At 53.1% G+C, this 24,245-nt stretch carries 23 protein-coding genes and 2 tRNA genes; 19 read left to right on the forward strand and 6 right to left on the reverse strand.

Going from position 1 to position 24,245, the window contains the following annotated elements:
• Positions 1 to 59 precede the first annotated feature (59 nt).
• A complete protein-coding gene (locus M0651_RS16775) occupies positions 60 to 1,415 on the reverse strand; it encodes a dipeptidase (protein ID WP_248552881.1) in 1,356 nt (451 codons plus the stop codon).
• Positions 1,416 to 1,656: 241 nt separating this feature from the next.
• Here M0651_RS16775 and M0651_RS16780 point away from each other — a divergent pair, with 241 nt between their 5' ends.
• From M0651_RS16780 to M0651_RS16790, 3 genes are all read left to right on the forward strand, one after another.
• A complete protein-coding gene (locus tag M0651_RS16780) occupies positions 1,657 to 2,799 on the forward strand; it encodes a peptidylprolyl isomerase (protein ID WP_248552882.1) in 1,143 nt (380 codons plus the stop codon).
• Between the two features lie 178 nt (positions 2,800 to 2,977).
• Positions 2,978 to 3,712 carry a class I SAM-dependent methyltransferase gene (locus M0651_RS16785; RefSeq protein ID WP_248552883.1) on the forward strand — a complete coding sequence of 245 codons (735 nt, stop codon included), beginning with the start codon at positions 2,978 to 2,980 and terminating at the stop codon, positions 3,710 to 3,712.
• Positions 3,709 to 4,710 carry an MBL fold metallo-hydrolase gene (locus tag M0651_RS16790; RefSeq protein ID WP_248552884.1) on the forward strand — a complete coding sequence of 334 codons (1,002 nt, stop codon included), beginning with the start codon at positions 3,709 to 3,711 and terminating at the stop codon, positions 4,708 to 4,710. Before M0651_RS16785 ends, M0651_RS16790 begins: the two co-directional genes overlap by 4 nt.
• Before the next feature lie 62 nt (positions 4,711 to 4,772).
• Here the strand turns inward: M0651_RS16790 and M0651_RS16795 are convergent, their stop codons facing one another.
• Complete coding sequence (locus M0651_RS16795; protein ID WP_372490979.1) at positions 4,773 to 5,339, reverse strand: phosphatidylglycerophosphatase A family protein; 567 nt, start codon at positions 5,337 to 5,339, stop codon at positions 4,773 to 4,775.
• 151 nt (positions 5,340 to 5,490) lie between these two features.
• Between M0651_RS16795 and M0651_RS16800 the strand changes: the two genes are divergently transcribed.
• The 3 genes from M0651_RS16800 to M0651_RS16810 all read left to right on the forward strand — a co-directional run bounded on the left by M0651_RS16800 (position 5,491) and on the right by M0651_RS16810 (position 8,103).
• Positions 5,491 to 6,549: a GerMN domain-containing protein gene (locus tag M0651_RS16800; protein ID WP_248552885.1), complete on the forward strand. Its 1,059-nt coding sequence runs from the start codon at positions 5,491 to 5,493 to the stop codon at positions 6,547 to 6,549.
• A gap of 157 nt (positions 6,550 to 6,706) precedes the next feature.
• On the forward strand, positions 6,707 to 7,465 hold the full coding sequence (rph, locus tag M0651_RS16805) for a ribonuclease PH (protein WP_248552886.1): 759 nt from the start codon (positions 6,707 to 6,709) through the stop codon (positions 7,463 to 7,465).
• Between the two features lie 2 nt (positions 7,466 to 7,467).
• Positions 7,468 to 8,103 (forward strand): XTP/dITP diphosphatase, encoded by a 636-nt coding sequence (locus M0651_RS16810; protein ID WP_248552887.1) that lies wholly within the window; start codon positions 7,468 to 7,470, stop codon positions 8,101 to 8,103.
• Positions 8,104 to 8,186: 83 nt separating this feature from the next.
• Here the strand turns inward: M0651_RS16810 and asnB are convergent, their stop codons facing one another.
• On the reverse strand, positions 8,187 to 10,031 hold the full coding sequence (asnB, locus tag M0651_RS16815; protein ID WP_248552888.1) for an asparagine synthase (glutamine-hydrolyzing): 1,845 nt from the start codon (positions 10,029 to 10,031) through the stop codon (positions 8,187 to 8,189).
• A 170-nt stretch (positions 10,032 to 10,201) separates the two neighbouring features.
• Here asnB and M0651_RS16820 point away from each other — a divergent pair, with 170 nt between their 5' ends.
• From M0651_RS16820 to M0651_RS16830, 3 genes are all read left to right on the forward strand, one after another.
• Positions 10,202 to 10,516, forward strand: coding sequence for a hypothetical protein (locus M0651_RS16820; RefSeq protein ID WP_248552889.1), 315 nt, complete (start codon positions 10,202 to 10,204; stop codon positions 10,514 to 10,516).
• A gap of 34 nt (positions 10,517 to 10,550) precedes the next feature.
• Positions 10,551 to 10,901, forward strand: a complete 351-nt coding sequence (locus M0651_RS16825; RefSeq protein WP_248552890.1) for a hypothetical protein — start codon at positions 10,551 to 10,553, stop codon at positions 10,899 to 10,901.
• An 86-nt stretch (positions 10,902 to 10,987) separates the two neighbouring features.
• Positions 10,988 to 11,061, forward strand: a tRNA-Arg gene (locus M0651_RS16830).
• Positions 11,062 to 11,405: 344 nt separating this feature from the next.
• On the opposite strand, the gene M0651_RS16835 is transcribed toward M0651_RS16830, so the two are convergent.
• Both M0651_RS16835 and M0651_RS16840 read right to left on the reverse strand, forming a co-directional pair.
• Positions 11,406 to 11,479, reverse strand: a tRNA-Gly gene (locus M0651_RS16835).
• 84 nt (positions 11,480 to 11,563) lie between these two features.
• Positions 11,564 to 11,944: a PilZ domain-containing protein gene (locus tag M0651_RS16840; protein WP_248552891.1), complete on the reverse strand. Its 381-nt coding sequence runs from the start codon at positions 11,942 to 11,944 to the stop codon at positions 11,564 to 11,566.
• A 173-nt stretch (positions 11,945 to 12,117) separates the two neighbouring features.
• Between M0651_RS16840 and M0651_RS16845 the strand changes: the two genes are divergently transcribed.
• From M0651_RS16845 to pstA, 4 genes are all read left to right on the forward strand, one after another.
• Positions 12,118 to 13,539 carry a stalk domain-containing protein gene (locus tag M0651_RS16845; RefSeq protein ID WP_248552892.1) on the forward strand — a complete coding sequence of 474 codons (1,422 nt, stop codon included), beginning with the start codon at positions 12,118 to 12,120 and terminating at the stop codon, positions 13,537 to 13,539.
• Between the two features lie 25 nt (positions 13,540 to 13,564).
• Entirely contained in the window at positions 13,565 to 14,425 is an 861-nt protein-coding gene (locus M0651_RS16850) for a phosphate ABC transporter substrate-binding protein (RefSeq protein ID WP_248552893.1), read from the forward strand.
• 142 nt (positions 14,426 to 14,567) lie between these two features.
• Entirely contained in the window at positions 14,568 to 15,446 is an 879-nt protein-coding gene (pstC, locus tag M0651_RS16855) for a phosphate ABC transporter permease subunit PstC (protein WP_248552954.1), read from the forward strand.
• 3 nt (positions 15,447 to 15,449) lie between these two features.
• Positions 15,450 to 16,331: a phosphate ABC transporter permease PstA gene (pstA, locus tag M0651_RS16860; RefSeq protein WP_248552894.1), complete on the forward strand. Its 882-nt coding sequence runs from the start codon at positions 15,450 to 15,452 to the stop codon at positions 16,329 to 16,331.
• A gap of 84 nt (positions 16,332 to 16,415) precedes the next feature.
• On the opposite strand, the gene M0651_RS16865 is transcribed toward pstA, so the two are convergent.
• On the reverse strand, positions 16,416 to 16,934 hold the full coding sequence (locus M0651_RS16865; protein ID WP_248552895.1) for a glutathione peroxidase: 519 nt from the start codon (positions 16,932 to 16,934) through the stop codon (positions 16,416 to 16,418).
• Positions 16,935 to 17,458: 524 nt separating this feature from the next.
• Here M0651_RS16865 and M0651_RS16870 point away from each other — a divergent pair.
• The 6 genes from M0651_RS16870 (at position 17,459) to M0651_RS16895 (ending at position 24,239) form a co-directional block, all read left to right on the forward strand.
• A complete protein-coding gene (locus M0651_RS16870; RefSeq protein ID WP_248552896.1) occupies positions 17,459 to 18,448 on the forward strand; it encodes an ABC transporter ATP-binding protein in 990 nt (329 codons plus the stop codon).
• Positions 18,445 to 19,446, forward strand: a complete 1,002-nt coding sequence (locus tag M0651_RS16875) for an ABC transporter ATP-binding protein (RefSeq protein WP_248552897.1) — start codon at positions 18,445 to 18,447, stop codon at positions 19,444 to 19,446. Before M0651_RS16870 ends, M0651_RS16875 begins: the two co-directional genes overlap by 4 nt.
• A gap of 87 nt (positions 19,447 to 19,533) precedes the next feature.
• Positions 19,534 to 21,195 carry an ABC transporter substrate-binding protein gene (locus tag M0651_RS16880; protein ID WP_248552898.1) on the forward strand — a complete coding sequence of 554 codons (1,662 nt, stop codon included), beginning with the start codon at positions 19,534 to 19,536 and terminating at the stop codon, positions 21,193 to 21,195.
• Between the two features lie 39 nt (positions 21,196 to 21,234).
• Complete coding sequence (locus tag M0651_RS16885) at positions 21,235 to 22,239, forward strand: ABC transporter permease (protein ID WP_248552899.1); 1,005 nt, start codon at positions 21,235 to 21,237, stop codon at positions 22,237 to 22,239.
• A 12-nt stretch (positions 22,240 to 22,251) separates the two neighbouring features.
• Complete coding sequence (gene nikC / locus M0651_RS16890; protein WP_248552900.1) at positions 22,252 to 23,151, forward strand: nickel transporter permease; 900 nt, start codon at positions 22,252 to 22,254, stop codon at positions 23,149 to 23,151.
• 137 nt (positions 23,152 to 23,288) lie between these two features.
• Positions 23,289 to 24,239: an L-lactate dehydrogenase gene (locus M0651_RS16895; protein WP_248552901.1), complete on the forward strand. Its 951-nt coding sequence runs from the start codon at positions 23,289 to 23,291 to the stop codon at positions 24,237 to 24,239.
• The last annotated feature ends 6 nt before the right edge of the window (positions 24,240 to 24,245 follow it).

Genomic DNA, 24,245 nt, shown 5'->3' on the forward strand with positions numbered 1-24,245 from the left:
ACAAACCAAAACCTCCGACCCCCTTAGTAGGGTGCCGGAGGTTTTTACTATTCAATGACTTACAGCGACTTCAAATAATGAACAATCGTGAGCAGCCCTTTGTCGAAGTTCTCCAGGTTGAAGTGCTCGTTAGGCGCGTGCAGGTTCTCGTCTGGCAGCCCGAAGCCCATCATTACAGCCGGAGCGGAGAGGACGCGGGACAAGGTCTCGACGATCGGAATCGAACCGCCATCCTTAGTGAACAGCGCCCGGGTGCCGTAAACGGATTCGTAGGCGTCGGCCGCTTTTTGCAGCATCGGATCTTCCGGGTTGCACGTAAAAGCCCTTGCCTTTTCGGTTGCTCTAACCTTCAGGGTCGCCCCCGGCTGCAGGTGCTTGTTCAAATGACGCTCAATGCGGTCGATTGTGGCTTGCGGGTCCTGGTCGTCGACGAGGCGGCAAGTGATCTTAGCGTGGGCCTCCTTCGGTAAGACCGTCTTAGTCCCTTCACCTTGGAATCCGCCGTAGACCCCGTTGAGTTCCAGCGTTGGCCGGGCCCCCGTCCGCTCGACGAAGGAGTAGCCCGTCTCGCCGTAAAGCTCGGTCAAGCCGAGATCACGCTTCAGCTTCTCTTCATCAAATTGTTGTTTGACGAACTCCTCACGCTCCAACGCGGACAATTCATGAACACCTTCGTAGAAGCCCTCGACCGTTACCCGGCCCTGCTCGTCATGCAGAGAAGCGAGCAGCGATACGAGTGCATGCAATGCGTTAGGCACACCGCCGCCAAACGTACCTGAGTGCAGATCTGTGTTGGCGGTGAAGACCGATACCTCCATCGCGCATAAGCCGCGAAGACCGATGCAGATGGCCGGTTTGCCCGGTGCCATCAACGCGGTATCGGAGATCAGGATAACGTCGGCGGCCAGCTTCTCCTGATTTGTTTCCAGGAAGGAGGGCAGGTTTGGACTCGTGACTTCTTCTTCTCCTTCGATACAGAACTTGATGTTGATCGGAAGCTCTTTCTCCTGCTTCAAAATGGCCTCAATCGCCTTGATATGCATAAACACTTGACCTTTATCGTCTGTCGCCCCGCGAGCGTAAAGCTTGCCGTTCCGGATGGACGGCTCGAAAGGCGGGGTTTCCCACAGATTCAGCGGGTCCACCGGCTGGACGTCGTAATGGCCGTAGACCAAAACGGTTGGCTCGCCCGGGGCATGTAAATGCTCCCCATAAACGACGGGGTGCCCTGCAGTTGGATGGACCGCCACCGCTTCCATACCCGCTTGGCGCAGCGATTCGGCGATCCATTCTGCGGCCTTCAGCACATCGCCTTTGTGTTCGGACAAAGCAGAGATACTGGGAATCCGAAGCAGGTCGCCAAGTTCTTTCAAATGTTGTTCGCGGTTCGTAGAAAAGTAAGCTTGATAATCCATCGTCAAATCGTTCCTCTCGAACTAGTTTTTCCCGTATATTCTACACCTTTTTTGCCGAGAACACGAATGACGGGGTTCACGTTGATCGCCAAGGTTTCTGGAGCTACCTTAAATTCTTCTTAAAAACAGCCAAGCTTTTTTTAGGAATATTTAAGGTAAGGCTGGACAATTTCTGGTAAAGTCAAGAAAGTACACTGAAATCAATAATGAATGGTGCAGAAGAAGGGAGTCGCAAAGACATATGGAAGAAAAGGACAAAAAAGAGCTGGAGGTAACCGGGGGCGAAACCGGAGCCGCTGAGGAGGAAACCCGGACATCGAATGGACAAACCGAACCGGCGGACGCCGTAGCGGACGAGCCGAAGGAAGCTGAATACGATCCGGCGGACGACGCGGATTTTATCGCCGAAACCGACACGAATTCTACACCGGTGATGGTCTCCCAGGATGAGGAGTCTGAAGCCGCGGCGGTCCAAACCTCCTCCAAATCCGGCAGCAAGGTATGGCCGATCGTATCATTGATCCTGGCCGCCTTACTGATCGTTGTATTGATAAAACCCCCGTTTGCCACCAACAAAGCGGAGGCCGTGGCTACGGTCAACGGCGTGGAAATTACGAAGGATCGACTGTTTGATGAATTAGCGGCCAGCGGCGGGGAACAAGCGCTGACGAACCTCATTAACCAGGAGCTCGTGAACCAAGAGGCGACCAAGAAAAACATCACGGTAACGGACGCCGATATCGACGCCGAAATCGAAAGCTACAAAACCCAGTTCGGCTCAGAGGATGCCTTGAATCAGGCCTTGGTGCAATACGGCATGACCCTGGATGACTTGCGCAAGCAGGTTGTGATGGAACTCAAGTTGACCAAGCTGCTGGAGCCGCAAATCAAGGTAACTGACGAGCAAATCAAGGAAACGTTCGAATCCTACAAGGATTCCTTTAATACGCCGGAACAAGTTCGCACCTCCGTTATTTTGGTAGCTACCGAGCAGGAAGCGAAGGATATCGTGAAGCAGTTAAATGAAGGCGCGGACTTCGCGGAACTGGCTAAGAGCAAATCACTGGATCCAGCAACGAAGGAGCAAGGCGGCGATACGGATTTCTTTGCTCGCGGAGAGAAGGAAGAAGCGGTGGAAACCGCGGCCTTCAAGCTGGCGAAGGGCGAGATCAGCGAGCCTGTGAAGACAACCGAAGGCTACCAAGTCATCAAAGTAACCGACAAGAAGGAAGCTCACACGGCTACGTTGGAAGAGAAGAAGGAAGAGATCCGCAAAGGCCTCGTCTCCCAACAGGTCTCCAGCATGTCGGGAACGTGGTTGGAGGATGTGCGGGGCAAAGCGAAGATCACCAATACATTAACGGATGCGTCCGCGGCCGAGTAAGAAAAGCCCTGAAGCAGCCGTTTGGAACCGTCGGAGCAGAAGCTTCGGCGGTTTTTTTATGTTGTGGAGATCGTGGCATAGTGTCTTTGTGTTTCGTGGAGTCAGGCGGTACAATGGGGATAATAGCAGGGGTTCAAGACGTACCTGATCGGCATGGATGGTTTGGAGGCAGAGGTAAATGACGGAATGGTATGAGCAAAGTTTCGGAGAAGACTATCTGCTGGTGTATAAGCACCGCGACGCGCAGGGCGCCAAACATGAGGTGCATCGGATGATCAGTTGGTTGAAACTGGCTCCCGGAGCGAAGGTGCTGGATTTATGCTGCGGCATGGGACGCCATTCGCTGGCGTTAACAGAAGCCGGCTACAGGGTGACCGGTGTGGATCTGTCGGAGGTGCTGCTCCGCGAGGCGAAACGCCTCGACTCCCGAGGCCAGGTGACTTGGCGCCAGGCTGATATGCGCCGACTGCCGCTGGAACACGGAGAGTTTGACGCCGTGGTGAACTTGTTTACTTCGTTCGGATATTTTAGGGAGGATGTGGAGCAAATCAAGGTGCTGCAAGAAGCAAGGCGCGTGCTGAAGCCGGGCGGTCGCTTTCTCCTCGATTTCCTGAATCCCGCTTATACGGCGGTCCATCTTGTTCCGCAATCGGAACGAGAGGATGAGGGACAGCGGATCGTGGAACGGCGGCGGATCGAAGACGGGTATGTCATGAAGGATATCGCCGTTACAGCCCCTGGCGGGGAACCCAGGCATTACCTCGAACGGATCAAGTTATACGGGTTGGATGATTTTCGGCGCATGTTGAAGGAGGCCGGGTTGGAATTACAGAACGTTCATGGGAATTATAACGAAGAAACATATGATCCGGACACGTCACGACGCATGATCCTAGTGGGGGTGCGGCCATGACGCTGCTTCCGGATATTCAGCTTTGGGAGCGGGAGCTCTTAGCCCGTGTACCCATATCCATGGCCCCTCCCCTTCGCCGGGTGAACAGTTACGTTTTGCGAGGAGAAGAGGGAATTACGATCATCGATCCAGGGCCGCGGACGGACGAGACGATTGGGGAGTGGCAGGCAGCCTGGAAGGAGCTTGGGATTTCATCTCGCGACATCACCCAGATCGTCCTGACTCATCATCATCCCGACCATTACGGTTTGGCGGGATATTTGCAGGAAATCACCGGGGCAATGGTACATATGTCCCCGCGGGCCTATGAGGAGACTCGGCTGATGTGGGGTACAGACAGCCGAATGCACGAGGCATTGCCCGAATTGTTCCGGCGACATGGGATGCCAGAATCGTGGTGCGGTCAATTGCCTGGGCATTTACATAGCTTTGTTGCTCAGGTGACTCCGGCTCCTGAGGTGACGTTCCTCCGTGAGGGAGAACCGATTTGGATGGGTGGACGAGCCTGGTTGCCGATTGAAACGGCCGGACATGCCCCGGGGCATCTGTCGTTTTACGATGCCGTGCAGAAGATGATGGTTTGCGGGGATGCGGTGCTGCCGCAAATCTCCCCCAATATCAGCTTCCTGCCTGGCAGCGACCCGCAGCCGCTGAGATCGTTCCTGGATTCGCTCGTGAAGCTTAACGGCTACGAGGTGGCGACCGCTTATCCGGGACACCGCAACCCGTTCGATTATTTCGCGGAGCGAATCCGATTGTTGCTTGAGCACCATGAAGAGCGGCTTCTGCGTATTGAAGGCTTGCTGCGGGAGCGGCCGCAGACGGCTTTCGACGTTTGCGCCGCCTTGTTTGGCACGGAGCTCGGCATTCACCAAATGCGCTTTGCGATGTCAGAGACGCTGGCACACCTGGTGGAGCTGGTTCGGCAAGGGAGGGCTGAAGAGCAATCGCCGGGAGATGGCGGAGGCGAGGTCATCCGGTTTGCACCGGTTAAGTGAATGTTGAATAACAAAGAAGGACGGCATCTTTTGCCGCCCTCTTTATTTTGCCTGCATCGCACTTAACGTTCGGAGTCCAGTGACTCTTCGCCGCGTTCCTTCTCCCGTTCCGCTTGTTTGCGGTGGGCGATCCGGCTGCTGGCCGAGGCCGCGACCGCACCGACAATATCGTCCAGGAACGTGTTGCACGGTCCCAGAGATTTATCGTTCAGCTTCTCCAGAATGCCCGGCTTCAGCTTGTCGACATAACCGTAGTTGGTAAAGCCAATGCTGCCGTAAACGTTAACGATCGAGAAGGCCAAAATTTCGTCAACCCCATACAATCCTTCGTCGTTGGCGATCATGTCCTGAAGCTCGGGGATTAACATCCCCTGCTCCGCTAAAATATCCAGCTGGATACCGGTCAGTACCGCATTTTGCACCTCGCGTTTCGTCAGCACCTGCTCCACGTTATGTATACATTCTTCCATCGTCAGGTTTGGGTAGTATTTTTGCTGTAAAAACAGAACGAGTTCAGCGATTTGCTCCGTGGTGACACCGCGTTTATGCAACCATGCCTTGGTGGCGTCGGCGACCTTCTTACTGTTCAGGCTGTAAGGCGTTTTGGCTTTTGGATGTTCCATCCCCATACACTCTACTCCTTGTGATTGAATTGGATGACAAGATATGAAGCAGTTTGTCCAGTTCCCGGAAAAATATAGTTATTTTTCGGGACAGGGCTCGTATATATAGTAATACAAACCTTAGCCAAATGAAAAACTCAGGGAGGCTCGAGCAAAAATGAAATGGAATAGCCGAATACGAAATACGGCTGCCGCCGGGGTAATTACGCTTCCGCTGCTGCTGTCGGGTTGCGGGTTGTTTGGAGGAAGCTCCGCCCAAATTGATCCTCCGCCCACGGATATGGAAACCCGGATGTTGGAAGGACTTGACGCTGTAGAACAGACAAGCTTTTCCCAAGAGGAAACCCTTTCTACGGTTTATTTGGTGAACGAGCATGGCAAGCTGGCTCCGGTAGCCTTGCATCTGCCCGAAGGGGAAGCCTCGTTGAAGTTGAACCGGATGCTGGAGCTGCTGGTGAAGGACGGCAAGTATGCAGGCCTGCTCCCGGCTGGATTTAACGGGATCCTGCCAGCGGGCAGCGAGGTCAAGGCGGTTACCGTCAAAAAGGACGAGAAGCTGGCCATCGTCGAGTTCAATAAAGCGTTCGTCGGCTACGAAGCCGCAGATGAGCGCAAAATCCTTGAGGCGTTGACCTGGACCCTGACGGGAACGCCGGACGTGGAGAAGGTTCAGCTGTGGGTGGAAGGGGAGAAGCTAAACGAGATGCCGGTCAACGGTACGCCACTGGATCGGCCGCTCAACCGCAATTTCGGGATCAATCTCGAATTAAAAGCGGAATCCGGCTTGTCTCAACTTAGCCCGGTCATCGTGTATTTCTCGGCGGCGACACCAGATGGCGTACAATATTTCGTGCCGGTGACCCGATTTGTACCCGCCGGTGGCGATCAGGTGAAGTCAGCCTTAGGCGAATTGCTCAAGGGGCCGCAACAAGGCGATGGCCTGGAGCGGGTCGTCACCGATAACACCAAGCTGGACAGCGTTGAGGTCTCGAAAGACGGCGTCGTTACCGTCGCGCTCACGGACGACATGTTTGAAGCAGGCGAGAAGCTGCCCGCACAAATGCTGCAATCACTGGTGCTTACAGTTACGGAGAATAAGGACGACAGCAAGGTGCGCATTTGGCTGAACGGGCAGAAAGAGGTCGTTGGTATGGACAACCAAACCTACAGCGAACCGGTGATGCGGCCGGAGACGATTAACGAAATTCCACTGTAACCCGCGATTTTCCGCGGTGAGCAGAGCTGCCATAAAGCGGAACCCTGCATGATGCAGGGTTCTTTTTTTTCGCCGAATGGAAAGATGCTTTTATGACCACACTTTGGTAGAATAGGGAAAGCATATAGACAGCAAGAAACCGTAGGAGGCAGTGATGATGAGAAGCAACGGACGTCAGGCGGACGATCGCCGGCCGATGAATTTAACCGTTAATATTAATAAATACGCAGAGGGTTCCGTTTACATCGAGGTCGGCGATACGAAGGTGATGTGTACCGCAACCGTCGAGGAGAAGGTCCCGATGTTTATGAAAGGCCAAGGGAAAGGCTGGGTGACGGCCGAATATTCGATGCTGCCCCGTGCAACCCAAACGCGTAACCAGCGGGAATCCGCCCGCGGCAAGTTGAGCGGTCGGACAATGGAAATCCAACGCCTGATCGGACGCTCGCTGCGTTCGGTCGTTGATTTACAAGCGCTGGGCGAACGTTCGGTTACAATCGACTGCGACGTACTGCAGGCAGACGGCGGAACGCGGACAACGTCGATTACCGGGGCGTTCGTAGCGATGGCGTTGGCGATGCACAAGATTGCTCAGAAGCATGCGTTGCCGAAGTTTCCGATCACCGATTTTCTTGCATCCGTCAGCGTAGGTATCGTCGGAGAAGATACGCTGCTGGACCTCAATTATGAAGAGGATTCCAAAGCCAAGGTGGACATGAACGTCGTCATGACCGGGCGGGGTCAATTCGTTGAAGTACAAGGAACCGGTGAGGAGAATCCGTTCTCCCGTTCGGAATTGGATGGCTTACTGGCGATAGCTGAGAAAGGGATTCGGGAGATGATCGAGCAGCAGCGTGAAGCGCTCGGACCCATTGCACTGCAGATCAGCAGCAGGCAGCCCGGATCGGCGGTGTAAGCATGATCGAAGGACCGGTGGTTATCGTTGCGACCCGCAATGCCGGGAAAGTGAAGGAATTTGCCCATGCATTGGCGCCGCTTGGTAAAGAGGTCCAGAGCTTGGCCGACTATCCGGAGGCCCCGGAAGTTGTGGAAGATGGGACAACGTTCGCAGAGAACGCCCGCAAGAAAGCCAAAACGGTCGGTGATGCACTCGGCCGGACTGTGCTGGCCGATGATTCCGGGCTCTGCGTGGACCAGTTGGATGGCGCGCCGGGCGTCTACTCGGCACGGTATGCCGGAGAAGGCGCCAGTGACGAGGACAATAACGAGAAGCTGCTTGCCGAGCTGGAGAAGAAGCGCCTCGGTGAGGATACGGAACAGCCGCTGCTGAGTACAGCGCGTTTTGTCTGCCACTTGGCCTTATACGATCCGGCTCAAGGGCAGTTTATCGAGGCTTCCGGCGAGGCCGAAGGCTGGATTACTTCCGATCCAGCGGGCGGCGGCGGGTTCGGTTATGACCCGCTGTTTTATCTGCCGGCCTATGACAAGACGTACGCCGAGCTGACGCTGGAGGAGAAGCAGGCGGTCAGCCATCGCGGCGCGGCGCTGCGGGCATTGGCAGAGAAGCTGAGCAGGACGGAAGCCGGGAAGTAGGTTAGGATTTTCCAGTTCATTCAGCACAGAAAAAGCAAGCCAGAGTCCCCACCGGGATCCGGCTTGCTTTTTTGCGCTTGAGATTAGCGTATTATCACGTTGTAGGTGCTCAGCCAGAAGTTCACCTGCGACAAATAAGCGAACAATTGCGGGCCGCTCATCAACTGGCCGAACCACGGCAAATTGGACGACGATTCCTTGGATGCGGCAATTGCGCGGATTTTGTCCGCATCGATCAACGGCAGGATCGGTGAGGTCGGATCGTCGAGAATCTTCAACATCTGATCCCGCACGGCAGTCAGGTAATTCGGATTATGCGTTTTGGGGTAAGGGCTTTTTTTGCGATACAATACGTCTTCGGGCAGGATGCCTTCGAGCGCTTTGCGCAGAATCCCTTTCTCCCGGTTCCCCGTCGTTTTGATCTCCCATGGAATGTTCCAAACGTATTGCACCAGACGATGGTCGCAATAAGGAACGCGAACCTCCAGTCCTGCGGCCATACTCATGCGGTCCTTACGGTCGAGCAATGTGGGCATGAACCGCGTGATATTCAGGTACGACATGATCCGCATCCGGGCCCGTTCCCCCGTCTCCCCTTCCAACTTCGGCGTCTCCCCTACCGCTTCGCTGTAGCGATCCCCAATGTATTGCTCCGGTTTAATCCATTCGCGGATTTCCGGTGACAGCAAATCGGCGCGCAGTCCCGTCGCCACCGACCATGGGAACGTTCCCGAATTCAGCAGCTCTTCGCGGTGAAACCAGGGGTATCCGCCGAAAACTTCGTCCGCGGCTTCGCCAGAGATGGCGACCGTCGCCCCTTTTTTGATTTCCCGGCAAAATAACAACAGCGAAGCGTCAACGTCGGCCATCCCGGGCAGGTCACGGGCGATCGTCGAATCGGGCAAAGCCGAGACCAACTCGGGGGTATCGAATTGGATTGCGTGATGCTCGGTCTGTAATTCCTCCACCATACGCTTAATCCATGGACCATCCGCGCCGGGCTGATAGCTGTGGGCCTGAAAATGTTTGTCGTTGTCGACGTAATCGATCGAATACGTATGCACTTGCCCTTGGCCGGTCCGCTTGTAGTAATCAACGGCCAGCGCGGTCAGCGCACTGGAGTCCAGACCTCCGGACAGCAAGGTGCACACCGGCACATCGGAGATGAGCTGGCGATCCATCGTATCCTGCAGCAGTTTGCGAATCGTGGCTGCAGTCTCTTCTGCATTGTCCGTATGCGGCTCGGCTTCGAGCTTCCAGTAAGCGTATTTGCGCAACCCGCTGCGGCTGAAGATCATCACGTGGCCCGGACGCAGCTCCTTCAAATCCTTATATACGCCATGGCCGGGCGTCCGAGCCGGACCGATGACGAAAATTTCGGCAAGACCTTCGGGTCCAACAACGGGTTCCACCTTCGGATGGCGTAAAATCGCCTTCGGCTCGGAACCGAAGATCAAGGTGCCGTCAATCTCACTGTAGAAAAGCGGTTTTACCCCGAGGCGGTCCCGGGCAAAAAAGACATGCTCGCGAACGCTGTCCCAAATCGCAAAGGCAAAAATCCCGTTTAGCCGGTACACGCAATCCGGCCCCCACTCGATATACGATTGCAGTAGCACCTCCGTATCGCAGTTGGTACGAAACTTACGGCCTCTCCGCTGCAGCTCTGCTTTCAGTTCCGGAGCGTTATAAATCTCCCCATTATATACAATCGTAAACACCGCATCTTCTTCATGAATAATCATCGGCTGAGCCCCATTCTCGGGGTCCATGACGCTAAGGCGCCGATGTCCGAAAGCACACGGGCCGGAAATCCAAGTTCCCTGGGCATCGGGTCCTCGTTTGTCCAGACAGGACGTCATGGATAACACCAGATCCGATTCTTTGGTCAAATCCCGGTTCCATTCGATAAAGCCGGTTATTCCGCACATTTTTGCTATCTCCTCTCCGCATTGCTTTACAGTCCCCGCTTGCCGACCGGGTGAAAAGTATTAACAAATTATGCCGAACGAGGGCATAAAATGTCTGTCCATTATGGAAAACTATGGCTTGAGGGCAGCAAGCGCGAGGTAAATACAAGCTATAGAAAGGAGGAGTTGACTTGGAAAAGAGGACATTTTACGTGTCTGTTCAAGGGCGCTCGCTGCTGGAGGATCCTGGAGCTGCGGCGTACGAATGGGAGGTTCAAGCAACCCGCCAGGAGGCGGATACTCTAAGCCATATGCTCGAGCAGTTGGGGGAGAAGGAGGAAAGCGGCTTTCTAGCTTTCACGTACCCTTGGCCGGATACGCCGGAGGGTGATGTGAACCGCAGTTACGATAGCCATTTGAATGCGCTGTACCGTGAAATTTACCGGCTGGGAACGGTGAAGACTCGGGCGCAAATGGAACGTTCCGGTTTCGCGGCTCAGCTGTAGTTTCTTTGGATTCCACCTGAAGGGAGCATCACCTGTGACGTATTATATCAAGGACGCTGAGTTTCGGCGGATGGACGAGCATCAAGACCGGCCCTGCGCGGTGATTCAGGTGCATCCTGGGGCGGTGGGCGACCCCAATCTATTTGTTTACGTGGCTCGTGCCCAGACAGGGAACGGGTATGAAATCATCCGAATGATCCGCAGCGACGCAGACTTGGAGATCGACTGGTACGACAATAGCCTGCATCAGGCGTTCGCTGAATTGCCGGAAGACCAGTTCGGGGACCGGGGATGGCCAGAGCCGGAAGCTCAACGTAAGGAGTTCCTGCAGAACCTGCTCGCCAATGAGCAGATTGCCACCCGACTGGAGCAACTGCTTACTTAAGATCACGCCAACTTTTTGCCAAAAGCGCTTTGAAAAAACAAAAAGGATGCGCTATAATTATTAACGCATCCTTTTTTCATACTTGTGTCCCAGTAGCTCAGCTGGATAGAGCAACGGCCTTCTAAGCCGTCGGTCGGGGGTTCGAATCCCTCCTGGGACGTAACGACAAACACTCTCCAAATGGAGAGTGTTTTTGTGTTCCCAGGCTGGGATGAGAACCCCATCAGGGGTTCGTCGGAGCGGACCCGACCTAACTGTATTTTCTACATCTATTTTCGCTTTTCTTGGGCAAAATGGATGAATTAGAGGTAAATCCTACAGTTAATTTAGCTCAAAATGGTGTCTGAACGTGAAATTATCAAAATTAACGGTAGAATTTCCACTTAATTGCGTGCCCCGTATGGAAAGCAGAAAATTAACGTTCGGTTTTCCAGTTAATTCTTTCCCGCCTCTAAAAATCAAAAAAAACCTTTAGCAACAAAGGGTTTGGAGGTTAAAAGATTATGGAGCGGGTGAAGGGAATCGAACCCTCGCCTCAAGCTTGGGAAGCTGGCGTTCTACCATTGAACTACACCCGCAATAGCTAAGCAAGAAATATTATAACGCGAACCAAGAAGAGAATCAAGCCCCGCCAAGATTTACCGGTTGGGGTTTGATTCTTATTATTTGACTATGATTTTTCGGGCGGCCGCCATCCCTCTCAGCTCGATGTTTAGGTTCTCCTTCTTCTCGTCGTTAAGTTCAAGGTGTAGTCCGTAATGATGGTACGGAGGGTCCGGCTCGCCTTGCCAGCGAATTTCCCCAGGATAGGTATGTAGCTCCTCGGTCAAACGCACATGCAGAAGTATGCGTATGGCGTGAGAGGCCGCATGCAAATCCAGCTCGGTACGAATCTGGCAACCTGATTTGTTGATATCAATCAGGTCGATTTGCGCAGGCTTGCAGGACAACGCCTGCCCATTGATGGATAGGATTTCAAGCGAGGCTTCAATCGGCGGTTGTAAGGTGTAACGGAAAGGTTCAGTTCTTTTTGTCGTTGTCATAAATAAGATTATAGCGAAATTTGTCGAAATGAAAACATGTATTTTCGATTCATTTGAAGGAGCAAATTTTTTTTACATTTTTACATAACCTTACAATCTACGAGAATTGATTTAACAATAGTATACGACAATCAAATCGTAGTTACATATGCCAATATAAAAGGGTGAAATGAATGAAGACGAGTAAGGTATTGGGGATGATTTTGGCCTCCGTGGTCGTAGCGACGACGGCGATGGCACCAAGTGCAGCAGCCGAAGCCGGCCACAAGACGGCCGCGGCCAAAACTAGCGTAAGTCAGTTGAAGGTAGTGAACCAAAGCGTTGTTATCGACGGTGCCCAAGTGTCGTTGAAAACCGTTTCGGTTAACAGAGTAGTCTTGTATTCGCTTCGCGATTTGGCCCGTGGACTTGGGGCAAGCATTAAGCAATCCGGTGCCGAATTGACCGTAACCGACAGCCAGGGAATGCACGCGGTCACTTTAAAGGCCGGCTCCAAAGGGTATCAGGTTGATGGAGTTAACGCTCAGTTTACAGTTGCCCCGCAATCTGTACAAGGTTCGCTTTACGTAGAACCAACCGCAGTGATTGATGCACTGGGAGGCGAAGTGCTTCCGGGTACGAGCGAGCTTCGCAGCACGGGACGTTTGAGCGGCCAGTTCTCCTCTCCATGGTTCAACGCAGCCGGTAATGTCATTGTCAGCCAAGACGATGCGGAAACTGCGCAGCTCTTTAAATTGGGGAGCAACGGGCAATCTGAACTCTTTTCCGATAATGGGAATCTCATCGGGGCTACCTTGTCGCCTGACCTTAGCACAGCGGCCTTTACGGATGAAAATGGCGCTTTGTTCTTGATCAATACAGGGAACGGTATCGTGAAGAAGCTTGGCTCCGACACCACGGTGAAGACGGATCTAACCTGGTCGGCAGACGGCAAGAAAATCTATTTCATCCAAGGCGACAAACAGGAGAAGATCGCATACATAAGCCTGGATACCGCTCAAGTGACGGAAGTGCTGGCGGATAAAGTGGAGAACAAAGCCGAGGTACAAGTGTCTCCGGACGAGAAGAAGTTGGTGTATTTCGTTAACGTGACCGGCAAAGCCGAAACGGATAAAGAAGGCACGGAGGAATCGCTGACCATCGATTACTCTAAAGCAGGGACGCAAGTATACTCCCTGGAGCTGGGCAAGAAAGACGCTAAACCGGTGCAGTTGACGAAAGAGCTGGACAACAAATTGTATCTTTCCCTGCTGTCTGACGGCAGCGCGGCTTATATCAGTGCTGATCCGGATGGGGCGACAGACGGTAGTGTGCTGAAGCTCATTTCGGCAGACGGTACTAAAATTAGTAATTTGGTGGCCGATGTAGACGTCGTATCGAGCCGCGCAGTTAATGGGAAGCTGGTCATTCTTGCTGAAGATGCCAACGGCAGCCATCTGTTTGAAGTGGCTCCAACCGGCGCGAAAACGGAGATGTACAGCACCAAGGCGTCCGTTTCCGAATGGGCCTTGGCGAAGAATGGAACGATCGTACTTATCGAAGACGGCAAGGTAATCTTGGTTCAAAGCGGCAAATCGACAGAACTGACAAAATAATCGGATTCGGAAGGGGTTTATTCGAATGAACTGGTTGAAAAAATTATCATTGGTCGCGGTAGCCTCGGCAGTCCTGCTGTCGACAACGATTTCGGGCTCTGCTTGGGCGAAGGATGACCTTAAGGGCAAAATTACGGTTAACGGCTCGACAGCGTTGCTTCCTCTGACTTTGCAAGCCGCCAAGGAGTTTCAAAAGCTGCATCCGAAAGTGAAGATCGCTGCTTCCGGTAAAGGCTCCGTAACTGGACCTCAGGCGGTTAAGAAGGGGATCGCGCAAATCGGCGCTTGCGACTGGGATGCCAGCACGGACGTTCCTGGATTTAAGGCGTTCGACGGGCAAGTAGCCAATAAAGTTGCGGTGATTCCATTCGCTACCATCGTCAACAAGAGCGTGAGCGTCGACAACCTGACGACCGAGCAATTGAAGGGGATTTTCGCTGGTAAAATCACCAACTGGAAAGAGGTTGGCGGCGACGACGAAGACATCGTGGTGATTACGCGCTCGTTCGGCTCGGGTACACGCGTCAACTACCAAGCGAAAGCGCTTGGCGGCGGGGATATCGTGAAGAAGGAAAAGAACTACAAGGAAGTTGGCTCCAGCGGCGACATGAAAACAGCCGTAGCCACGACGCCGAATGCGATCGGCTACATCGATTTAACTTATATCAGCGGGAAAGACATCAAAGCCGTGAAGCACAACGGAGTTGAAGCCTCGGTTGAGAATGTCATCAATGGCAAATATAAAATTTGGTCGTACGGCTATTACATGACGAAGGGTCAACCAACCGGCGCGACAAAAGCCTTTATCGAATACGTTCAAAGTAAGAAGTTCCAAGAAGGTTCCCTGAAAAAATTGAAATTCATTCCGATTTCGGCAATGAAATAAACGGAAGCTTGCATTAACCCGGCCAGCCCAATCACCTACGGGGCTGGTCTTACGCATGGGAGGAACCAGGGTGAATTTACCTGCTCAACATACCGTTTCGCACGCCGGAGCGGCATCCAAACCCCAACGTGACCCGCATGGCCTGACCGCCGGGAATAAACGGGCACGGTTGATGGACCGGTTATTCAAGAACTATTTTCTGTTCAGTATTTTAGCCTTATGCCTTGTACTTGCGATGGTTGTTTTCTTCATCGGCAGGACCGCGATTCTGACCTTCGGGGAGGTTTCGTTGGCTGAATTTTTCTTCTCCCTCAATTGGACGCCGGAGGAGGATCAGTTCGGCGCCGCATTGTTTATCATCAACACGCTGTCCTTAACCGCCTTGACTATGGTCATCGCGGTTCCGATTTCCGTAGGTATGGCGATCCTGATGGCGGAGATATCTCCCAATTGGCTCAAAAAAATCATTCGTCCGCTGCTGGACTTGCTGGTCGGCATCCCTTCGATTGTATACGGGTATCTCGGGTTGACGGTGCTGCTTCCCTTCCTCCGCGAATTGAGCGGCGAAGGGCTGGGCGATGGGCTTCTGGCCGCCGCATTGGTCCTGACAATTATGATTCTGCCAACGATTAGCCGTATCAGCGACGATGCGATCTCGGCCGTACCAAAGAAGTATCGCGACGCTTCCTACGCTTTGGGCTCGACTCGGTTGCAGACGATCTTTAAAGCCGTGCTGCCAGCGGCCGGACGAGGGATCGTTGCCGCTATCATTTTAGGGATGACCCGCGCCATCGGCGAGACGATGGCTGTAGTGATGGTCATCGGGAATACGCCGCAGCTGGCAAAGTCGCTGTTTGCACCCGCATCGGTGTTGACGAGCAACATCGTCATGCAAATCTCCAACGTGGAATTCGAGTCTACTTGGAATTATAGCTTGCATATGATGGCGTTTTTGCTGCTGCTCATTTCCTTCGCCTTGATATTGCTCATCCGCTACGTCGGAAGAAAGAGAGAGGTGTAGCGAATGAACGGATTTCAAAGATCACGGAAGTTTAGCCGTTCTTTGCTGTGGGACCGCGCTGCCACCGGTGTCTTTTACGGATTGGGAGTACTGATCTTGCTGTTGATTGCTTGGCTGTTGTTTACGATCCTGAGCAAAGGGCTGCCGCAAATTTCCTGGGGTTTCCTGATCAAGCTGCCGGAAGAGATCGATGCCGGCGGTGGTATCGGTCCGATGCTGTTCAATTCCTTTTATGTCCTCTTCCTTTCGCTATTCATATCGATTCCGATTGGCGTTGGCGCGGGCATTTACATGGCGGAATATGCGCCCAATAATCGGTTTACAGAGGTGCTGCGTATTTGCGTGGAATCGTTGTCCTCCGTGCCTTCGATTGTCTTCGGCATGCTGGGCTTGGCGATATTCGCGGAATATTTCGGGATCGGCCTCACGATTCTTGGCGGGGCGGTTAGCCTGGCATTCCTCAATCTACCCATGCTGGCCCGGGTGACAGAAGAGGCCGTTCGTGCCGTGCCAAACGATCTTAGAAATGCGGCTTACGCACTGGGAACCACCCATTTTCAGGCGATCCGCACGGTCGTCATCCCCGTGGCGATGCAGGCGATCGTTACCGGCATTTGTCTCGTAGCGGGCCGTGCTTTCGGGGAATCGGCCGTGATCATTTTGACGGCGGGGCTCAGCACTTCGGGCGAAATGTGGGATTTCAATCTCTTCTCCCCCGGAGAGACCTTGGCGGTTCATCTCTGGTACGTCCAATCGGAGGCGATCGTAGAGGATGCCCGGGAGATCGCTGACAAATCAGCCGCGGTACTGGTGTTCGTCGTGCTGTTGATCAACTTGGTATTCCGTGTGCCGCTATGGTTCAATAACCGTAAGCTAAAAAGATGATGCCAGATGCAGGATAGAAAACTTGAAAAGCCGCGGGAGCGTTTTGCTCCTGCGGCTTTATTTTGGCGGTATACAGGTTAGTTCTTAAGCACCGTGGTTTGCTGCCGGACGAGTCAACAGATCCCGAATATCCGACTCGATTTCCGCGGGCTCGGTGCGGGCACCGTACCGCTTGACGATCGCTCCCTCCCGGTCCACAAGGAACTTCACGAAGTTCCATTCGATATCACCGGTATCGTAAGGATCTGGCGTATGCTCACGCAGGTATCGGTATAACGGGTGAGTTTGCTCACCGTTTACGTCAATTTTGGCGAAGAGCGGGAAGGTGACCTGGTAATTTGTTTCGCAAAAAGCTTTGATCTCCGCTTCGGTCCCGGGCTCTTGCTCGGCGAATTGGTTACAAGGAAATCCAAGGACGGAGAAGCCTTGGTCCTTGTATTCACTGTACACGTGTTGCAGTCCAGCATAATGCGGTGTCAATCCGCAAGCGCTGGCGGTGTTGACGATCAGCAGCACTTGGCCGCGGTAAGAAGCAAGCATTGTTGTTTCTCCTGTGATGGTACGGACTTTGATTTCGTAGATGCCCTTTGTCTCTGGATTCATAACCTCACCTCTCGTAAGAATGGATAACGTTTACATCTATTCTACTCCAATAGTTTCCGATACTTCAAATTTGAATCGCTTTAAGAATAGCTGTCATAGACCTTCCATTAAGAAATTTTCTATTGTCTATCCTGTGAAAATGCTGTAAAGTAACTTATCAAACAAACATTTTTCTTGTTTGTGTCAGTTAACTTAACATTTCAATTGACCATAGTTCGATTAATCGTCACTTTTAGTGAAAATACGGCAACAAAATGTGATTTATCATATATCGCACTGATCATCATCTTCGCGCACATTTCGACTTTAATTAGTTGCAGTGAGGGAGTGCAAATATACATTCGTCCACTCTAAAGGGACAGTTTGACGGCGTTCGCCGCCCCGTTAATCAGAGTAGGAAGGTAGATGTATAGCTTGTCACTTTAGCAAATCACAGCGAGATAGAGCGTTTGCACAATTGTCTATTGTTGGCGGACAATGTCGAGACTGCGAGATTCTATTTTTACAGGAAAAGAGGCTGTTACATGATTCAACCCATTTTGCAGATTGAGGATTTGCACACCCACTTTTTTACCGATCGAGGCGAAATCCCTGCGGTGGATGGCGTGAACCTGTATGTCAATCCCGGAGAAGTACTCGGCGTCGTTGGAGAATCGGGCTGCGGTAAGAGCGTGACCTCCTTATCGATCCTGAAGCTAATCCCACAGCCTCCCGGTAAGATCACCAGCGGGTCGATTATGTTTAAAGGCCAGGATATCGTCCCTATGAAGGAGCGGGAGATGCGATCGATTCGCGGCAACTCCATCTCGATGATTTTTCAGGAGCCGATGACGTCGTTGAATCCCTTGTTTACGGTTGGTCAGCAGATCGGGGAAACCGTTCGATTGCACAGAGGGCTCAGTAAAAAAGAAGCGCGTGAGCATACGATCGACATGCTGAAAAAGGTGGGTATCCCCAGACCGGAAGCGATCATCGATGAGTATCCTCACCAGCTGTCCGGCGGGATGAGGCAGAGGGTCATGATCGCGATGTCGATCTCCTGTAATCCGGAGCTGCTCATTGCCGACGAACCAACAACGGCGCTCGACGTGACTATCCAGGCGCAGATCCTGGATCTGATTCGGCGCCTGAACGAAGAGAATGGTACTGCCGTGATGATGATTACCCACGATCTTGGGGTCGTTGCTGAGATGTGCCACCGGGTCGCCGTCATGTACGCCGGTAAAGTCGTAGAGGAAGGCAGTGTCCATGATATTTTTAAAAATCCACTGCACCCCTACACCCAAGGGCTGATCAAGTCCGTGCCGCGCATGGACGAAGAACGCAAGCGCCTGTTCTCCATACCGGGTAACGTACCGATCTTAAACACGGAGATGAAGGGCTGCCGATTCGCCGAACGCTGTCCGCATGCGATGCCGATTTGTCTGGAACAACTGCCGGAACTCAAGGAATACGAAGCGGCGCATAGCTGCCGGTGTTGGCTCCATGAAACGCCACAGGAGGAAGTCGTATGAGTGAACCATTACTTCAAGTAGAACATCTGAAAAAATACTACCCCATCGGCAGCGGATGGTTTGGCCAGTCGCAGCAATTCGTCAAAGCGGTAGACGACATTTCGTTTACCGTGCAAAAGGGTGAAACATTTGGTCTGGTGGGAGAAAGCGGCTGCGGCAAATCAACAACCGGTCGTTCCTTGCTCCGGTTAATCGAACCGACAGGCGGGAAAGTGTTGTTCGAAGGGGAAGATATCACGGCATTGTCTCCGGAAGCGCTGCGTAAGAAACGCAAAGATATGCAGATCGTATTCCAGGATCCATTCTCATCGCTGGATCCCCGGCACACCGTACAGCGTATCCTCGAAGAGCCGTTGATTGTGCACGGTGTGGGGAGTGCCAAGGAGCGGAAAGCTATGATCGACCGGTTGATTGATGTCGTGGGTCTGACGCAAAGTCATTTGCAGCGATATCCGCATCAATTCTCCGGCGGACAGCGGCAGCGGATTGGCATCGCTCGGGCATTGTCTTTGCAGCCGAAGCTGATTGTCGCTGACGAACCGGTCTCGGCGCTTGACGTGTCGATCCAGTCGCAGGTGGTGAACCTGCTTCAGGATCTGCAGGAGGAATTCGGCTTGACGTACATCTTTATCGCCCACGACCTGAGTGTCGTGAAGCATATTTGCGACCGGGTCGCGGTGATGTATCTCGGCCGAATCGTTGAAATCGCCGATAAGCACAAGTTGTATTCGGCGCCTCAACATCCATACACGCAGGCGTTGCTCTCCGCCGTTCCGGAGCCTGATCCGGACAAGAAGTCGGAGCGGATCATCCTGCAGGGTGAAGTGCCTAGCCCGGCCAATGCGCCTGTCGGCTGCGCGTTTCACACCCGGTGTCCAATGGCGATGGAAGTCTGCCGGACGCACCGCCCTGAGCTGGCCGAGACGGATAACGGCCATCTGACGGCCTGCCACCTGTTCACGGACGCGAAGGCGGCAGAAAGCGCGGGTTTAGCGTAACTACTACTTTGGTTTATAGCTGGGAACTAAGCCCGGCTTCTTATAAACAAGAAATTATATTTCGTTATTTCAGAAGGGAGCCACAATATGAAAGCAAAGAGATGGAGTAGTGTCGTTTTAGTCATGATGCTTAGCGCAGCCGTTGCCTTAACGGGTTGCGGAGGAAACAATGCCGGTGGCAGCAACACTGGCGGAACAAACACGGGGACGAATTCGGAAGCGAACGCTCCGGCTAATTCTGCCCAAGACACCTTGATTGTTGGTCGCGGCGGGGATTCTGCTTCCCTGGATCCGGCGATTGTTACAGACGGCGAATCGCTGAAAATCGCGCACCAAGTATTCGACTCCCTGCTGGAGTATAAAGAAGGAACAACAGAGGTTCAAGGCTCGCTGGCTGAGAGCTGGACGGTGTCCGACGATGGTTTGAAATACACGTTCAAGCTGCGTCAAGGCGTGAAGTTCCATGACGGTACTGATTTTAACGCTGACGCGGTGGTATTCAACTTCAACCGTTGGACAGATCCAAGCAGCGAATTCAAATTCGAAGGCGACTCCTTCGATTATTATGATTCCATGTTTGGTCCGGACGGCAAACGCGTCATCAAAGAAGTGAAAGCCGTTGACCCAAGCACGGTAGAAATGACGTTAAACCAACCGCAAGCTCCGTTCTTGCAAAACCTGGCTATGACCTCTTTCGGGATTGCCAGCCCGACAGCGATCCAGGAGAAGAAGGAGAACTTCAAGAACGAACCGGTCGGCACAGGCCCATTCGTATTCAAAGAGTGGAAACGTAACGATTCGATCACGTTGGAAAAGAACGCAAGCTACTGGAAAGAAGGGCTTCCAAAGCTGAACAAAGTCATCGTTCGTTCGATTCCGGACAACTCTGCGCGCTTTAACGCCTTGCAAAGCGGAGAAATCGATTTGATGGAAGATTTGAGCCCGGACGATCTGGCGACGCTGGAAGCCAACCCGGATCTGCAAAAGATCGAACGTCCTTCCAACAACGTTGGTTATGTCGGCTTCAACACGAAGAAGGAACCGTTTAATAACGTGAAAGTAAGACAAGCGCTGAACTATGCGGTCGACAAGCAAGCGATCATCGACGCTTTCTTCGCCGGTCAAGCCGAACCAGCCAAGAACCCGATGCCGCCATCCCTGTGGGGCTACAATGACAGCATTGCTGATTACGAATTCGATCCGGAAAAAGCAAAATCGTTGCTGGCGGAAGCAGGTTATCCGAATGGCCTGCCAGGGGAATATGTCTTCTACGCCATGCCAGTATCCCGTCCTTACATGCCAGACGGCAAGAAAGTTGCCGAAGTCATTCAACAGAACTTCGAAGTCGTTGGCGTGAAGGTTGTCATCGAGTCTCCGGAATGGGCCACTTATCTGGACGATGCGCAAGCAGGCGAGAAAGACGATCTGTACATGCTCGGCTGGACCGGCGATAACGGTGACCCTGACAACTTCCTGTACACGTTGCTGGACAAAGACGCGATTCCGTCCAACAACTACAGCTACTATGCAAATGACGAGCTGCATGAATTGCTGGTTGCTGCGCAAAAAGAAACCGAGCAATCGAAACGCGAAGAATTGTATAAACAAGCTCAAGAAATTATCAAAGCCGACGCACCATGGATTCCGCTCGTGCATACGACACCGCTCCTGGCAGCGAAAGCAAATCTGAAAGGTTATGTTCCGGCGCCAACAGGTACGGAGTACTACAGCAATATCTATTTCGAATAACAGGCGGTATCTTAACGCCTCTGGCAGGTGAACCTCATCTTGAAAGCTTATGTTTTGAAACGAATACTCATCATGGTTCCTGTCCTGATCGGCATGACGATTATCGTATTTTCCATTATTCATGCGATTCCCGGTGATCCCGCGGAAACGATTCTGGGGCAGAAAGCGACCGAGCAGTCCAAAGAGGCGCTTCGCGAGCAGTTGGGCCTGAATAATCCGTGGTATCAGCAGTATTTCGCGTACATGGGGGATTTGCTGAAAGGTGACCTGGGGCAATCGATTCGCACGAGAGTGCCGATTACCCAGGAGATCACTCCGTATCTGGCGGCAACAGCGGAATTAACCGTGGCAGCCATGGCGTTTGCGATTTTCTTCGGTGTGAACGCCGGCATTATCAGTGCCTGGAAGCAGAACTCTTGGTTCGATTACATCTGTATGCTGATCGCGCTCATTGGGGTATCGATGCCGATCTTCTGGCTGGGGCTGATGGAACAGTGGATCTTCTCACTCAAGCTCCATTGGCTGCCTTCGATCGGGCGCATGAATCAACGGGATCCTGTGGAAGCTGTCACCAATCTCTATCTGATCGACAGTCTCATCGCGGGGCGCTGGGATCAGTTATGGACGGTATGCAAGCATTTGATTTTGCCAAGCGTGGCGCTGGGTACGATTCCGATGGCGGTCATTGCCCGGATGACGCGATCCAGCATGCTCGAAGTCATGAACTCGGATTTCGTTCGAACGGCCAAAGCCAAAGGCTTGTCGCAATTCATCGTCGTGTATAAGCATGCGTTGAAAAATGCCTTTATTCCCGTGCTGACGGTCATCGGCCTGCAAACAGGCGCGCTGCTTGGCGGCGCGGTTCTGACCGAAACAATCTTCGCCTGGCCGGGCGTAGGGCGGTACATCTACGAGGCAATCAGCTCGCGTGATTATCCGGTCATTCAATCCGGTATCCTGATTATTGCTTTTCTGTTCGTCGTTATTAATCTGATTGTGGATTTACTGTACGCAGCGGTGGATCCGCGCATCCGTTACCGATAAAGGAGGGAAACCATGGCACAAGCAACTACGGCAACATCAAACGGAAGTACCTCTGTCTCCGTCGAGAAGGTTTCCGGACCTTGGCGCGATGCGTGGAGAACCTTCCGCAAGAATAAAATTGCGATGGTCGGCCTAGTCATGATCGGATTCTTCATTCTGATCGCGCTGCTGGCCCCGGTCATCGCTCCTTATGAATACGATACGCAGGCACTGCGCGATCGTTTGAAAGCCCCGTCCTCGTCTCATTGGTTCGGGACGGACGATCTCGGCCGCGACCTGTTTACCCGCGTACTGTACGGGGCTCGCATTTCCTTATGGGTCGGGACCTTTTCCGTAGTGGGATCGATTATCCTGGGGACATTGTTGGGGATTCTGGCGGGGTTTTATGGAAAGTGGATCGATATGGTGATTTCGCGCCTGTTCGATATCCTTCTGGCGTTCCCGAGCATTCTGTTGGCGATTGCGATCGTGGCCATTCTTGGCCCGTCTCTGCAGAACGCGCTTCTCGCCATCGCGATCGTTAACATTCCGACCTATGGACGGTTGGTCCGGGCGAAGGTGCTGAGCTTGAAGAACGAAGAGTACATTACCGCAGCTCGTGCGATCGGGATGAAGAACAGCGCCATTTTGCTGCGGCATATCCTGCCCAACAGCTTGACGCCGATTATCGTGCAGGGCACCTTAGGTATCGCCACCGCGATCATCGAAGCGGCCGCGCTGGGCTTCCTCGGTCTAGGTGCGCAGCCTCCAACGCCGGAATGGGGCAAGATGCTGTCCGACTCGCGGCAGTTTATCGCCACCGCCCCATGGACCGTTATTTTCCCGGGGGTTTCGATCATGTTGACCGTGCTTGCCTTCAACTTGATGGGCGACGGTTTGCGCGACGCGCTGGATCCGCGGATGAAAAGTTAAAATTAACCTAATTGAACTGTCGGGAGGTATATCCCGGCAGTTTTTTTGGTGTGCTGTGCCTAATATACGGCTCTAAGTTTTGCAGGTATAATTTAGGCGTAAGATAAAGAGAGTAGTAAGGATGAGGAGGCGGCGGGATGGCCAGAAAAGCTAGAAAAGTGACGATCGTCGGATCCGGTCTGGTCGGCACGGCTTGCGCCTATTCCATGATCAACCAATCGGTCTGTGACGAGATCATGATGATCGACCGGACGTACGATCGCGCGGTGGCGCATGCGCTGGATTTGTCACATTGCATGGATTTTACGCAGGCTCGTACGAAGGTTTCGGCTGGCCGGCTAGAGGATTGCCGCGATATGGACGTGGTTGTACTGACGGCGGGAGCCAATCCTAAGGCAGGTCAAACGAGGCTGGACGTCTTGGAAGAGGCGGAGAAAATCACGAGGGATATCGTCAGCCGCATTGTGGGTGGAGGGTTTGACGGCGTGTTTGTCGTAGCCGCAAATCCGGTCGATATCGTAACGTACATCGTGCGCGAGGTGTCGGGGTTTCCGCGGAATCGTGTAATCGGTACCGGCACCTCGATCGATTCGGCCCGGTTGAAAACGCTGCTGTCCGAGGTATTTTCGATCGACCCGCGCAGTGTTAACGGGTACGCCATGGGCGAACACGGCGAATCGCAGTTTGTGGCCTGGTCGCATGTTACGATCGGGGGAAAGCCGCTGTTGCACATTCTGGAGCAGCACAAGGAGCGATTTCACCACGTCAACTTGGATGAAATCGCGCAGAAGACCAAAGACGCAGGCTGGGAGATTTTTACGCGCAAGGGCAATACCCAGTTCGGGATCGGCAATGCGCTCGCCTACATCGTCAGATCTATTTTGAATGACGAGCATAAAATCATCGCGGTCTCCGCTGTGTTGGAGGGAGAATACGGGCAGACGGGCGTCTGCACCGGCGTGCCTGCCATCATCGGGGACGGGGGGATCGAGGAGGTGCTGGAGCTGAATTTGACCTGGGAGGAACAGCGCAAATTCACGCATTCCTGCGATATCCTGAAGACGGCGATCGCCAGTCTTCACATTTAACGCAAG

This window comes from Paenibacillus mellifer (assembly GCF_023195895.1).
GTDB lineage: Bacteria > Bacillota > Bacilli > Paenibacillales > Paenibacillaceae > Fontibacillus > Fontibacillus mellifer.

Bases quoted from the DNA above. Each gene is read 5' to 3' on its own strand.
- M0651_RS16780 (WP_248552882.1), top strand. From the start codon at position 1,657: ATGGAAGAAAAGGACAAAAAAGAGCTGGAGGTAACCGGGGGCGAAACC.
- M0651_RS16810 (WP_248552887.1), top strand. From the start codon at position 7,468: ATGATCGAAGGACCGGTGGTTATCGTTGCGACCCGCAATGCCGGGAAA.
- M0651_RS16875 (WP_248552897.1), top strand. From the start codon at position 18,445: ATGAGTGAACCATTACTTCAAGTAGAACATCTGAAAAAATACTACCCC.
- M0651_RS16865 (WP_248552895.1), bottom strand. From the start codon at position 16,934: ATGAATCCAGAGACAAAGGGCATCTACGAAATCAAAGTCCGTACCATC.
- M0651_RS16790 (WP_248552884.1), top strand. From the start codon at position 3,709: ATGACGCTGCTTCCGGATATTCAGCTTTGGGAGCGGGAGCTCTTAGCC.
- nikC (WP_248552900.1), top strand. From the start codon at position 22,252: ATGGCACAAGCAACTACGGCAACATCAAACGGAAGTACCTCTGTCTCC.
- M0651_RS16800 (WP_248552885.1), top strand. From the start codon at position 5,491: ATGAAATGGAATAGCCGAATACGAAATACGGCTGCCGCCGGGGTAATT.
- pstA (WP_248552894.1), top strand. From the start codon at position 15,450: ATGAACGGATTTCAAAGATCACGGAAGTTTAGCCGTTCTTTGCTGTGG.
- M0651_RS16880 (WP_248552898.1), top strand. From the start codon at position 19,534: ATGAAAGCAAAGAGATGGAGTAGTGTCGTTTTAGTCATGATGCTTAGC.
- M0651_RS16775 (WP_248552881.1), bottom strand. From the start codon at position 1,415: ATGGATTATCAAGCTTACTTTTCTACGAACCGCGAACAACATTTGAAA.
- M0651_RS16850 (WP_248552893.1), top strand. From the start codon at position 13,565: ATGAACTGGTTGAAAAAATTATCATTGGTCGCGGTAGCCTCGGCAGTC.
- asnB (WP_248552888.1), bottom strand. From the start codon at position 10,031: ATGTGCGGAATAACCGGCTTTATCGAATGGAACCGGGATTTGACCAAA.
- M0651_RS16895 (WP_248552901.1), top strand. From the start codon at position 23,289: ATGGCCAGAAAAGCTAGAAAAGTGACGATCGTCGGATCCGGTCTGGTC.
- M0651_RS16785 (WP_248552883.1), top strand. From the start codon at position 2,978: ATGACGGAATGGTATGAGCAAAGTTTCGGAGAAGACTATCTGCTGGTG.
- M0651_RS16845 (WP_248552892.1), top strand. From the start codon at position 12,118: ATGAAGACGAGTAAGGTATTGGGGATGATTTTGGCCTCCGTGGTCGTA.
- M0651_RS16870 (WP_248552896.1), top strand. From the start codon at position 17,459: ATGATTCAACCCATTTTGCAGATTGAGGATTTGCACACCCACTTTTTT.
- M0651_RS16795 (WP_372490979.1), bottom strand. From the start codon at position 5,339: ATGGGGATGGAACATCCAAAAGCCAAAACGCCTTACAGCCTGAACAGT.
- M0651_RS16840 (WP_248552891.1), bottom strand. From the start codon at position 11,944: ATGACAACGACAAAAAGAACTGAACCTTTCCGTTACACCTTACAACCG.
- rph (WP_248552886.1), top strand. From the start codon at position 6,707: ATGAGAAGCAACGGACGTCAGGCGGACGATCGCCGGCCGATGAATTTA.